Below are 13,146 nucleotides of genomic sequence, written 5' to 3'. Positions count from 1 at the left end.
TTTTTATTTATATGTGTTCAGCTCCATATAGTGCACAACGGTGTTTCTTCTGTGTAATGATGACGCAATTGAGCTTGTAAAAGCTCAGCGGTTGCAAGCGCATCGGTTAACGCATTATGTCCCTCATAAACAGGTAGAGAATAACGTTTACGACAGTCATTTAGCCTTAGCGATCCCAGTTTAGTGTTAAATAGCTGCCCTATTAAGCCTTGTTTTGCTTTGAGCGCTCTTCGCTCAAGTTCCATGGTATCTACAACCATAAACTCAATATGCTCTTTTAATCGCAATAATAAGGCACTATTAAAAAAGCCACGTTCGATTGCCGCATAGTGAACAACAATCACCTTAGAACGCAAAGCATCAAGTAAAGGGGCTATAATGTTGTCAAAGTCAGGCGCGTTATCAACATCGTTATGAGTAATACCGTGGATCACAATAGATGATTCACTTAGGTTTCGTCTTGGCTGAACCACCCAATGTTTACTCTGTTTACAGTATATTCGCGCTAATGTGAATGGCACTAACCCTACACTCACAATATCATCTGTTTTACTATTAAGCCCTGTTGTTTCAAAATCTAATGCAACAAAAGGAATGTCTTTTACAGAAGCACTAGCATCACTAAATGTAGATAAATAAAACTCTTTTAGTAAGTTGTTTTGCGCATCATCGGCAAGCTGAGCATAACGTGCATTCCAGTTTTTAACTTCTTTGAAAAACATAGATTATTTCACACCCGAGTGTGCGGTATAACAAAATTTTAGGTAATTTTGCGCCTTATCTAGAATAGCAAAAGCATCTTTTAAATGACGCTGTTCAAATGGAGAAAGTAGATGCGGATCAAGATTATTGTCGGGTACTTCACCCTGCTCAATTTGCCATGCCTGATGACGTATACGGGTCATCGAAATGTACTCTAACGCATCACGTAAGTCTTGCGCTTTGCCTGCAGGCAAAACATTGGCTTCTATAATATCTTCTAGGCGATCAAATGAATTTTGCTTACGAGATCCAATGGCAAGTGCATGGACGCGAACAACATCACTTAATGGCGCTGTGCCACGTCGTTTTAAATTCATAGATTTTTGATGCTGCCCATTGTGTTCAAGAACAAACCCTTTAAAAAAACCAAGTGGAGGTGTTCTATTACGAGCATTTGCTGCCATATTTGCTAGAAACAGTCTGTTATTTGCACTGTGTTTAGCAATATATGTTTTTAACTCATTAGCCCATTTTGTATTACCCCACACGCCGTCTAAATCAAAAAATATAGAACTGTTAAGTAAAGCCTGTGGTTTGGGTTCAGCAATCCATTGGGCAAATTGCTCAAACCATTGGTCCTGTGTTTTTCGCCACTTCTTGAATGACGCCATAATTTCACCGTCGCAATAGCTATAGCCACATTGAGCTAATCCATCACAAACAAAGTCACTCAAATTTTGAAAATAAGCATTATGTTTTTCGTCGTCATAGCTATTATCTAGTATAAGTGCATTGTCTTGATCGGTAACAATAAGCTGCTCATCTCTAGCCATAGAGCCTAATGCAATAAAGCAGTAGGGTACTGGCGGCGGGCCGAATTTTTCTTCTGCGAGTATTAGCAACCGTTGTTTAAATGTACGAGCAATCACAGCCATTGCAGTACCAACCATATGAGAGTTTGCATCTTCATTTACCATGCGCACAAATACACGGGGAAGCTGATTTGCGTAGTGAGCTAAGTCCTCAACAGACTGCTGAGCCAATATACCACGCACCAACAATAAGCTACTCTGCGATTCATAACGTAGAATATCTGACAGTGATATAACACCTATTGGGCGTTTTTTTTGTACCACAGGAAGATGATGTAAGTTATCTCTGAGCATGGCTAGCACGGCTTCAAAAATATAGTCATTTTGATCAAGTAGCACTAGGTTAGTTGACATAATAACGTGTGCGGGCGTGGTGTACTCAAGCCCCTGCGCAACAACTTTAGTTCGTAAATCTTTATCTGTTATTATGCCAACGACTTGCCCGTCATCTTCTTGAGGGTCGTTACTAATAGGCTTATTAATGTCGGTCACTAGCACTGACGAAACCGACTCATCGGTCATGAGCTGTGCAATATTTTTTACTGTTTCAGTTGCATCGACTGTAACAACGTCTCGGTGAAGTAACGATTTCACCTTGGCAGTGGTTAAATCGTTGCCATCGGCTTGCTCAACAATTGCTTGATGCAAACGCACATTACCATCGGTTTCAAAATAATCTGCAAAGACTTCAAATTCATCACAATACTGCAAAAATATGTCAACGTTTATACAATACACTAACGTGTCTTCAAGCGCTGTAGCCGGAAAACGTACTTTGCGATTCATCAACAAGCCCATTTGCCCAAATATTCCCGCAGTGGCCAAACGGTTATAGAGCTCGCCATCACGGCGATACATTTCAACAGCGCCACTTCTTATGATGTACAAATCGGCTATGTCTTGGCCGTATTGTAAAATATCGGTATTAGCCCTGAAGTAACTGACTTCGACTTGTTTAGCAAGTTCATCTAATGCTTTTTGAGGAAGATCATCAAAAGGAGGGTGTTGTGATAAAAATTGCGCTATTTCAATTTGTTCGCTTTGCATTATAGATCCCTACTGATTTCCAATAATGCAATTGTGGGCCTAATTAACCGTTTTTTAAAGAAAAAAGATTAATTAGGCCACTAAAGGTTTATTCTGTTTGTTCAAGCTCTTGGGCAAGCTGTTTAGTTTCATCCCCTCTTGGCTTAGTGAAACGTGCAAGTCCTAAATAGATGACTGGTGTTAAGTATAAAGTAAATAAAACAGCAAGCGAGAGACCACCAAATACAACCCAACCTATTGCATTACGTGCTTCAGCACCCGCCCCGCTTGATAAAATTAATGGCAGTGCACCAAGTAACGTAGAAACGAGTGTCATGGTGATTGGACGTAATCTAACCAGTGCAGCCTCTTCAACCGCCTCACGAACTGATAAGCCTTGGTCTCGAAGTTGATCTGCAAATTCGACTAATAAAATGGCATTTTTCGCAATTAGACCAATGAGCATCACTAGACCAATTTGCGAATAAATATTAAGAGACGTATTTGTTAAATAAAGCGCTAAAATAGCCGAAGTAATACCAAATGGAACTGTTAGCATTACCACTATTGCACTGTTTACACTTTCAAATTGAGCTGCTAATACCAGTAATACAATTAGAAAAGCCAACACGTAAGTTAAAAGTACTTCGTTTGCTGTTTCTTCAAAGGTCAGCGCTTCACCTTTAAACGCAAGGGTAATACCTTGAGGCAACGACTGCTGAGACAAATTGCGAATTTGATCGACTATATCGGCAATCGTCATACCATCCGGTAGCTCCATATCTAATTCAATAGCACGACGCTGTGCATGACGCTCAAGCTCAGCGGCTACTCCTTCTTCACTAATATTAGCTAAGCTACTAATCGGCACTAACCTACCTTGCGAACTTGCCACATAGAGGTTTGCTAAATCACTTGGATCTTGAATAACTTGGTTTTGTACTTGCAGCATGATGGGTATTGATTGGTCGCCAATGTTGAGATCCGCAACATCATCCCCATTGATGGCAGCGCGAAGTGTAATTGAGATATCACTTAGCGATACACCCAACTCTTCGGCTCTTCGCCTATCAATATTTACACGTAATTGTGGTTGTGACGGCTGATAAGAGACTCTTACAGGCGCAATACCCGGGATTGCGTTTTCAATTTGCTTTGCAAAATCTTGTGCAGCAACAAAAATTTGTTGGTAGTCTTGGCCTAATAAAGCGATTTCTATACCGCCACCTTGACCTCTAAGATTTAAACTATTAGAACCGGATGCACGACCAGCTGCGCCTGGGATTTCACCTAATGGTCCGCGAATTTTATTAATGATTTCTTGCTGGCTAAATTGACGGTCGTCCCAATGCTTTAGCGGTACGGTAATAAAAACAATATTAGGATCCCATTGCCCAACAACTGTGTAAATAGATTCTATTTCACCACTTTCTACATAAGGTAACAAAATATCTTCCATTTGCATTGCTTGCCTGTCCATAAAGTTTAACCCAACACCGTCTGGGCCTCTGGCAAATATACGAATTTTCCCCCTGTCCTCTGTGGGTAATAGTTCGTTATCGAGGTTTAAATACAATGCGCCAGAACCAAAGGCTATTAATATACAAGCTATGAGCACAAGCCAAGCGCGGTTTAGAACGCTTTTAATCGTTATGCTATAAAGACTTACTAACTTATTACCTACTTTGGCAAATGGATGGTTGCTTTGTTTTTTTAGTTTTAATTTTGAAGTCAATGCAGGGACAAGTGATAACGCAACAAAACTTGAAATAATGACTGCACCTGCAAGCACCCCGCCAAACTCTCTAAATAATCGTCCTGCCGTAGAAGGTAAAAATGCAATAGGGATAAAAACCGCAGCTAATACGGCTGTCGTTGCAACTATCGCAAAAAATACTTCTCGAGTTCCTATTACTGCTGATGCTCGCCGACCAAGCCCTAGCCCTCTTTGTCGTTGTATGTTTTCACTTACAACAATTGCATCATCAACTATTAAACCTGTGGCTAACACGAGTGCTAATAAAGTGAGTATATTAATAGAAAAACCAAGGGCCCAAATAAGTGCAAGAGACCCTATAAGCGCAACAGGTATGGCAAATGCAGGCACAAGTGTTGCGCGCCACGAACCTATAAACACCCATAACGTTATTACCACTAACAAAACAGTAAGCACTAAGGAGTTTATTACTTCGTCAACAGAGCTTCTTATAAATTGAGCATCGTCTGAGGTGAGCGTAAATTCGAGTTCAGGGAATCGTTCGCGCATGTTTTCAAGTAACTGTAAAACTTCATCCGATATTTCAATTGTATTAGATTGCGCTTGACGAATAACCTCCATACCAATAACGGGTTTGCCATCTAAACGAACCATAGAGCGCGGATCTGCAGGGCCAAAATAGACTGATGCAATATCACCTACTCGCGTATCACCGCTAACAATAATATCAGCTACTTCATTGGGGGTAATAGAAGTCGCATCGGCTCTGACTATGACTTGTTGGTCACTTGATTTAAGGCTTCCTGCTGGTACATCAAATGGCGCTTCTCGTAAAACATCTGCCACATCAGGAATGGTAAGGTTAAAACTACTTAACTTTAATGGATCTAAGCGAACTCGCAAAACACGTTTACGATCCCCGTTTAACCTGACATCGGCAACGCCTGGTATGGTTAAAAACTGAGGAGCTAAATCGGTTTCAACACGTTCAGTAAGGGCTTCAAGTGCTAGACTATTACTTGATACAGTGAGCGAAACAACAGCTTCTGCATCGTTATCGGCCTTGATAATTGCAACACGTTCAACTTCCTCTGGTAATTCTCGTTGCACACGCGCAACAGACTCACGGGTTTCGTTAGCTGCATTGTCTAAATCTACGCCAGGGCGAAACTCAACAACAATACGTGCATTGCCTTCTTCACTTTGTGCGCGAATTGATTTAACACCACTTACACGGGCTATTGCCCCTTCTAGTTTACTGGTTACTTCTGTATCGACCGTTTCTGGAGACCCACCAGGAAATGAAGCCGAAACAGTTATACGTGGCCTATCAACATCTGGTAATTCTCTGACTTCAATTCCTGCAATTGCAGCTAAACCAGCAATTATTATTAGTAGATTCAAAACAACAATGAGCACTGGGCGGCGAATTGCCATTGAAGGAAGGTCTTGCATCATAGGGGAATTTTTCATTGTTATTCCTCTAAATTACTAGCATTAGCAAACGTTAATGTTTGGTTTTCGCGCAAGCGCTGTACGCCTTCAACAACCAATATATCGTTTTCATTTAAATTGCCTGAAACTAACAATCGCCCAGCTAAGCGTTGCTCTATTTTTACATCTATGCGCTTTGCTTTTTTATCTATACTTTTCCAAACATAAGGCCCTGTTGCTCCCCACATAAGTGCAGCCTCAGGCACAACAGCATATGACTCCCCTTGCATGGTAATATTAATTCGAAAACTCATACCAGGCATAAACTGATCATTTGCATTTTCCAGTTTGGCTTTGACACGTAAGGTACGGGTTTGTGGATTTATTCGTGAATCTAGATATGAAACGAGAGCATTAATAGCTTTTGCGCTTTGCCATGGTGTTACTTCCACAATACCTTTATTTTTTAGTATTGAGACAGCTGACTCGGGGGCGTTAAAATTAATGTACAAACTGCGAGTATCATCAATTGTTGCAATGGCAGTTTGCTCTGTAATGCGATCCCCTTTTTCTACCTCAGTAAGTCCCATCACACCATCAAATGGCGCAAGCACAGTTCTGTCTTCCAGATCTGTTTTAGCATTAATAAGAGCAACCTCGGCCAGTGCATGCAAAGTTTTTGCATCATCTAAGTCACTTTTAGGAATTGCTCCCTTTTTGTGACTTTCGCTGAGCCTGTTAAGTGTTCGTTGGGTATCTGCTAAGGTTATTTCTGCTTGTTGAAGAGCTGCTTTTTGTCTGCGAGAGTCAAGCTCGACTAAAACATCTCCTTCCTTTACGAAGTTACCCGGTTTAAAGTGTACGGCTGTTACTCTATCACCCACAGCAGGAAATAATGTAACGGAGTGAATTGCTTCTGCATTACCTACAGCTTTAACCTCTTCTTTTGTACGTTCCGTTGTAACTTTTTGTACCATTACATTTGCACTAGATGCTGCTGTGCTAAAAATGAATAATAACAAATAGATATTTAATAGAAGTATGCGCAATTTCAAAGAACCACCTTATAAACCATTTTGTTGACCACTATACGCAGTGTAACAAAAGTGTGATCAAAATTAGCCTGTGTTAACGCTGAACACTCAACTATGTAAGATGAATAACAAATTTTAGCCAAAAAAAAGAGCCGTAAAGCTTCTTTTTTTATTAAATACTATTTTAAAGATGACTTACTTACCACGTTGAGCATCTTTTTGTGCTTTTTTAGCCTCTTTGCGTTGTTGAAGAACGGTCTGTGCTTCGTTACCTATATGCCCTTCACCACGAGCCTGTGCGAGCTCAATTTGTTTTTGGCGCTCTGCAAAACGGGCTCGCTGCTCATCAGTTACCTTATCAATACAATGATGACATGAAACACCCTCTAAATATTCAGGTTTTTGTTTTTCTTGTTCAGTAATAGGCATACGACACGCATGACATTGATCGTAAGAACCTTTCTGTAGGTCATGATCAACAGCAACGCGATTATCAAATACAAAACACTCGCCTTCCCACATGGTTTCTTCTTTTGGCACTTCTTCTAAGTATTTAAGAATACCACCTTCTAAGTGATAAACTTCATCAAAGCCCTGCTCTTTCATGTAAGCTGTTGATTTTTCACATCGAATACCACCTGTACAAAACATAGCAACTTTTTTATGTTTTTCAGGATCAAGGTTTTCTTTTGCCCATTGAGGGAACTCACGAAACGTTGTTGTATTTGGATCAACGGCATTTTGAAATGTGCCAATTTCAATTTCGTAATCGTTACGCGTATCAATAAGTACAACCTCGGGGTCAGAAATTAATGCATTCCAGTCTTGAGGTTTAACATAGCTTCCCACTACTTTAAGAGGATCAATTCCCTCTACGCCCATTGTTACGATTTCTTTTTTTAGTTTTACTTTTGTGCGGTAAAACGGACATTCGTCATCATAGGATTCTTTAGTAACAATGTTTTTTAAATTTGGCTGTTCATCTAACCATACAAGGAGGTTATCAATGCCCGCTCGTTTTGCAGAAACAGTGCCATTAATTCCTTCTGCAGCTAAAAGTAATGTGCCTCGCACTTCGTTTTTTTCCATAACCTCCAGTAGAGGTTTACGTAATGCTTCAAATTCAGGTAGGCCTACAAATTTGTATAAAGCGCACACTACAAAGTGTTCGCTGGTAAGATCATCTTTATGAACAGCTGTCATTTTATTTCCTATTTTGCCTTATTAGCCAATATTGGCGTTTACCGAATCGTAAATCCGGCGCATATGGGGCGCGTATTTTACGCTTTTTTAGATTAATTGCAAAAAATAGCACCATACTTTGCTTTTTGCTGTCGGGATAAGCCATGTGTACGCTATAATGCAGCAATTAATTTAAGTTGCACATTGGAGAACATTACATTGCACTTTACTGATCTTGGGATTGATACTCGCCTTGAAACACAATTAGCACATCAAGGGATCACCCAGCCCACAGACATTCAAGCACATGCAGTGCCTACCGCACTTGCAGGGCATGACATTTTTGCTCAGTCAAAGACTGGGTCGGGCAAAACCTTGGCGTTTTTATTACCCGCAGTACAACGGGTTATAAAGCAAAAAGCACTCAGTAAACGCGATCCACGTGTACTTATTGTTGCCCCTACTCGCGAATTAGCTACACAAGTATTTACGCAGCTGCGTTTGTTAATAGCGGGCACGGCAATTAAAGCAGTAAAAGTATTAGGTGGTGAAAACTTTAATGACCAAATTAAAGCATTAAGGAACGACCCACAGTTTGTAGTGGCAACACCCGGTCGTTTGGCCGATCATATTAGCAAACGCTCGTTACAATTAAGTGGTTTAGAACTGCTAATTTTTGATGAAGCAGACCGTATTTTAGATCTGGGCTTTACTGAGCAATTAAAGTTAATTAACGACGAAGCCAATCACCGTCTTCGCCAAACATTATTGTTTTCAGCAACCCTAGACCACGCTCAAGTAGATGCTCTTTCGCGTAATTTATTAAAAAAACCAAAACAGATCACACTTAGTGCTGCAAACGAACAGCACAGCGATATAACGCAAACACTCTACTTAGCCGACCACCTAGATCACAAAGAAGCGTTATTAGCACACTTTTTAAAGCAAGACGAAGTTGGCCAATGCATAATATTTACTGCCACCCGGGCAGATACAAGTCGTTTGAGCGAAGAACTAAACAACAAAGGATTTAAATCAGTCGCACTAGCGGGAGATTTAACACAAAGCAAACGCTTAGACATTATGGACTCGTTTAGCAGAGAAAACTTTAAAATATTAATTACCACTGATGTCGCATCCCGTGGTTTAGATTTGTTAAGCGTAACGCATGTAATTAACTTTGATTTACCAAAACATGCAGAAGAATATGTACACAGAATAGGTAGAACTGGACGTGCTGGTTTTAAAGGTACCGCTATTTCGTTAGTAGGCCCTAAAGATTGGGCTAGTTATTTAGCAATTAAATCTTTTTTAAACGATGAGCTTAAATTTGCAACTATTGACGGGCTTAAAGCTAAATTTAAAGGGATCAAAGAGAAAAAACCTGCTGCAACTCTTAAAGCTAAAAAAGTAACGCAGGTTAAAAAGCCACAAATTAAACGTAAAGCAAAACCTAAAAAACCAGCGGCACCCATTAAAGCCCCTATGAATATCGATGGCGATTCACCAATGCGCCGTAAAAAAAAGCCTGAGCAGGAATAATTATGAGTTACCTTGGAACAACACAAACCCTATTTGTAAAAGAAGTAAGTAATGAAGGCGCTTACTTGGACGGTCATGATTTAGGTGAAGTTTTTTTTACCAAAAAACGAAATCAGAGATGAACTTGAAGCTGGTGACAGCATTAGCGTATTTATATATTTAGATAATGCTAATTTACCAACGGCGACTGTTAAAAAGCCACATGCTCAGGTAGGTGAATACGCCCTTTTACGTGTTAAGGAAATAAATAGTATTGGTGCATTTTTAGACTGGGGATTAGAAAAAGATGTATTAGCCCCATTTAATGAACAAAAACCACGTATGCAAGAGGGGCATTCTTATCTTGTTCGTTTGTATCTTGATAATGCGAGTCAACGCATTTGTGCTTCAACTAACTTTAATCGCTTTTTATCAAAGGATGAGCCTGAATACACCCGCCTACAAGAGGTTGATTTGATTGTTGCTGGTAAAACAGATATTGGCTACAAGGTGCTTATAGAAGAGTCTCACTTTGGTGTTGTATTTTACAATATGGTATTCAAAAACTTATTTGTAGGGCAAAAGCTTAAAGGCTTTGTCCAAAAAGTACGAGAAGACGGAAAAATTGATGTTGTACTCGAAAAACCAGGCATGGGTAAAGTAAGTGAGCTTGGCGATAAAATAATGGAAAAGCTTAAAAACGAAGGCGGCATACTCGCCATTGGCGATAAATCTGATCCTGAACTTATTAAAAAAGTATTTTCAACAAGTAAAGCTAACTATAAAAAAGCAATTGGTGGATTATTTAAGCAAGAGCTTATTGAGATTGAAGCGAAATCTATCCGCTTAAAATCTAAATAATTTTATAGCGCTCATGATATCTTTATATTGTGAGTGCTTACCCTAAAATATACTTATAAGGCAATGTACACTGTGTATACTCTCTTGAGTAATTAAGTACTTCCCTTTCTGATTCTAAGTTTTGCGGCGCTAATCTAAAAACCTTTATTTCACACTCCAATTTCTTTTCATCATGATGAGATAAACAATCACTGACAGTGATATCTTGAGCTTTTAAAGCGTCAGAATTTCTGTAGCAAAGATGGTGAGCATAATCCTTCATTGTTTTTTTAAAATCAAACATGTCTACAGGATAAGCTGAGATAACGTCTGTTACTGTTGTAACGCCATCATAAGCCTTACTAGAAAATACATGTTTGTTAACTGAAAAGCCTGCAATGATAATCAACACTGAACCAAATAATAGCTTCAAAATAAACCCCTTACATCATTTTGATATTATAAATGTAACACAAATTACACATAACGTAAGGGGTTTAGTACTTATTTGCTGTTTTTTGTAAATTATTTTATAGATTCATTAACATCTTGCAGTACTTTTACTGGATTTGCTGCTTTAGTAATCGGTCTGCCTACAACTAGATAATCACTGCCAGCTTCAATTGCTTGTTTTGGAGACATTATTCTTTTTTGATCGCCTGCTTCACTGCCTTCAGGGCGAATACCTGGGGTAACTAATTTAAAATGCTCACCAAGTTCAGCCTTTAAAACATTCGCTTCTTGAGCAGAACAAACAACACCATCAAGGCCTGCTTCCTTAGCTAGTTTTGCAAGGTATATTACCTGCTCCTGTGGTGATTTGTTTATACCTAAACGTTTTAATTCTGGTTCATCCATACTTGTTAACACAGTTACAGCAATAAGAATTGGTGCTTTATCTCCAAATTCTTCTAAAGCAAGTTTTGCTTTGTGCATCATTTCATATCCGCCTGACGCATGAACATTTACCATCCAAACGCCCATTTTTGCAGCAGCTGTAACTGCCTTTGCAACTGTATTAGGAATATCATGAAACTTTAAATCTAAAAATACATCAAAACCAAGTTCAATTAACTCTTTTACAAATTCAGGGCCAAAGTAAGTAAACATTTCTTTGCCTACTTTTAATCGACAAGTATCGGGCGAAAGCTGTTTTACAAATGCTAATGCTGTTTCTTGATCGTCGTAGTCTAAAGCGATAAGCACTTTTTTTGAATTTTCGAAAGACATAGTTATCCTAATCTATAGCAGTAAAGAGTTTTTATATATTCAACTTAGTTATCAAGGCGAACTTACACAAAGTGAGTAAGGAGGTTTAATTAGTATATAGATGCTAGTTAAACTTCTAGTCGAATTTGTAAGGGCATTACAATAATTAAGTATTTAGGGGTTATTAAAATCCGTCTAAACCTCTACTTGGGACAATGGTTTCCCAATGTTTACAAGAAGGGCAATTCCAATAAATTGTATAACTTGTGAAGCCACAATGCTGGCATTGAAAATCAGGCTTAGTAGCAATATATGACGTTACAAGGCTATCAATTTCATTAAGTACTTCTTTTGTATTTTTATTTTGGTCACCCATTAGCTGCAGTAAAAAACTAAACCCCCTGATCGTTGGTTGTCTTTTTAAACTGTCAGTTAAAAAATCGAAAGCTTGTTTTGTATGACCTTGCTCTAAAAGAGCTTGGCAATGTTTTATTTTTATAAGAACACCACCCTTATCTAGTAAATCGTTTACTAACTCATGAAATTGATGCGTTAAATTTAGTTGCTTATAGCTATGCGCCAGATCATCAATGAATAAGGGGGCAAACAAAGTAAACTGGCAAATAAGTTCACGCCAATAGTATATCGCTTTAACATAATCTTCTTTAGAAAAAGCGATAACACCTAGCTCGTACAAAGGCCGAACGGCTTTGTAGTTTAGGCTAATTGCTTTTCGCATAATTTGAGGAGTACTGTCACTAAGGGCAGACTCACAATAAAAATTCGCGATAGCCTTAAATTGTTGCTCTTTAGAGAATAATTCGCTGTGAGATTCAAACATATTAATACCTTTATCCCACTCACGAGTTTGCGAGTATAAGGTAATAATAGGATCGAGAGCTTCTACATGGTCGGCCTTGACCAACCAAACCAAATGCTCTTCTGCACCATCTAGCAATCCAGCCATTATATAGTCTTCGGCTAACTCTAAGCGACTAGTAGCGGCTTGCTGCTCACTCAAACTTGGGTGTTTTAGGAGAAGTTCATGGATTTTGATTGCGCGGTCTAATTCGCCTCGGCGACGAAACATAGTGGCAAGTGTAGAGTAATGTTCAACTGAATCCGCTGCAACCTCTAGTAAATTTATTAAGTGTTCTAAACCTTGATCTTCTTCACGGTCTAATAGAAACTTAAGCCCTTTACTGTATTCAGAAGTTATTTGACGATTAAGTTGATGAGCATGATTTTTAGCACTGTTTTTACCCATAATCCAACCGTAGCCGGCTGCAACAGGTAGTAGTAAAAACAAAAGCTCAATCATAATTAGGTGTCTTTATTAACGTCAAGCTTGTTTTTATTTTTCTCAGGCGCTAACTGTTTTTTCAAACGGTAATTTTGCCACTTTAATTGAGAGAATAGCTTAAAGCTTATAAAACAACCTATTAGAACACCTAACAAAAAGCAGATACTTATTATTACAGCTAAAGGCAGAGTATTACTGGCTATAATATAATTTACTTGTACTAACTGCGGGTTTTGTGACCCTAATACAAATGCGCTAATTAGGCACAGCGCTACCAGAATAAATTTCAATACCTTGAACAAGTAA

General features: G+C 38.9%; 10 protein-coding genes and 1 pseudogene. 2 read left to right on the top strand and 9 right to left on the bottom strand.

Going from position 1 to position 13,146, the window contains the following annotated elements:
* Nucleotides 1–17: 17 nt before the first annotated feature.
* The 5 genes from P20480_RS00810 to trhO all read right to left on the bottom strand — a co-directional run bounded on the left by P20480_RS00810 (nucleotide 18) and on the right by trhO (nucleotide 7,988).
* Nucleotides 18–722, bottom strand: a complete 705-nt coding sequence (locus P20480_RS00810; RefSeq protein ID WP_008132984.1) for a 3'-5' exonuclease — start codon at nucleotides 720–722, stop codon at nucleotides 18–20.
* 3 nt (nucleotides 723–725) lie between these two features.
* Nucleotides 726–2,621 (bottom strand): DUF294 nucleotidyltransferase-like domain-containing protein, encoded by a 1,896-nt coding sequence (locus P20480_RS00815; protein WP_008132982.1) that lies wholly within the window; start codon nucleotides 2,619–2,621, stop codon nucleotides 726–728.
* Between the two features lie 88 nt (nucleotides 2,622–2,709).
* Entirely contained in the window at nucleotides 2,710–5,790 is a 3,081-nt protein-coding gene (locus P20480_RS00820; protein WP_008132979.1) for an efflux RND transporter permease subunit, read from the bottom strand.
* Between the two features lie 2 nt (nucleotides 5,791–5,792).
* On the bottom strand, nucleotides 5,793–6,806 hold the full coding sequence (locus P20480_RS00825) for an efflux RND transporter periplasmic adaptor subunit (RefSeq protein ID WP_033025901.1): 1,014 nt from the start codon (nucleotides 6,804–6,806) through the stop codon (nucleotides 5,793–5,795).
* 174 nt (nucleotides 6,807–6,980) lie between these two features.
* The gene (gene trhO / locus P20480_RS00830) at nucleotides 6,981–7,988 is read right to left on the bottom strand and encodes an oxygen-dependent tRNA uridine(34) hydroxylase TrhO (RefSeq protein ID WP_008132975.1); all 1,008 of its coding nucleotides are present in this window, start codon (nucleotides 7,986–7,988) and stop codon (nucleotides 6,981–6,983) included.
* A 198-nt stretch (nucleotides 7,989–8,186) separates the two neighbouring features.
* On the opposite strand from trhO, the gene P20480_RS00835 reads away from it, so the two are divergent.
* A complete protein-coding gene (locus P20480_RS00835) occupies nucleotides 8,187–9,509 on the top strand; it encodes a DEAD/DEAH box helicase (RefSeq protein WP_008132972.1) in 1,323 nt (440 codons plus the stop codon).
* Nucleotides 9,510–9,511: 2 nt separating this feature from the next.
* Nucleotides 9,512–10,349: pseudogene (locus tag P20480_RS00840) on the top strand (CvfB family protein).
* A 37-nt stretch (nucleotides 10,350–10,386) separates the two neighbouring features.
* Here the strand turns inward: P20480_RS00840 and P20480_RS00845 are convergent.
* From P20480_RS00845 to P20480_RS00860, 4 genes are all read right to left on the bottom strand, one after another.
* Nucleotides 10,387–10,761: a hypothetical protein gene (locus P20480_RS00845; protein WP_008132967.1), complete on the bottom strand. Its 375-nt coding sequence runs from the start codon at nucleotides 10,759–10,761 to the stop codon at nucleotides 10,387–10,389.
* 92 nt (nucleotides 10,762–10,853) lie between these two features.
* On the bottom strand, nucleotides 10,854–11,558 hold the full coding sequence (gene pyrF / locus P20480_RS00850) for an orotidine-5'-phosphate decarboxylase (protein ID WP_008132965.1): 705 nt from the start codon (nucleotides 11,556–11,558) through the stop codon (nucleotides 10,854–10,856).
* A 163-nt stretch (nucleotides 11,559–11,721) separates the two neighbouring features.
* Nucleotides 11,722–12,858, bottom strand: a complete 1,137-nt coding sequence (gene lapB / locus P20480_RS00855; protein WP_008132964.1) for a lipopolysaccharide assembly protein LapB — start codon at nucleotides 12,856–12,858, stop codon at nucleotides 11,722–11,724.
* A gap of 2 nt (nucleotides 12,859–12,860) precedes the next feature.
* Nucleotides 12,861–13,142, bottom strand: a complete 282-nt coding sequence (locus P20480_RS00860) for a lipopolysaccharide assembly protein LapA domain-containing protein (RefSeq protein WP_008132961.1) — start codon at nucleotides 13,140–13,142, stop codon at nucleotides 12,861–12,863.
* Between the last annotated feature and the right edge of the window lie 4 nt (nucleotides 13,143–13,146).

It is taken from the genome of Pseudoalteromonas sp. BSi20480 (assembly GCF_000241365.1).
GTDB lineage: Bacteria > Pseudomonadota > Gammaproteobacteria > Enterobacterales > Alteromonadaceae > Pseudoalteromonas > Pseudoalteromonas marina.
The sequence above is the reverse complement of the archived record's forward strand: the minus strand, read 5'-3'. Positions and strand labels throughout refer to the sequence as shown.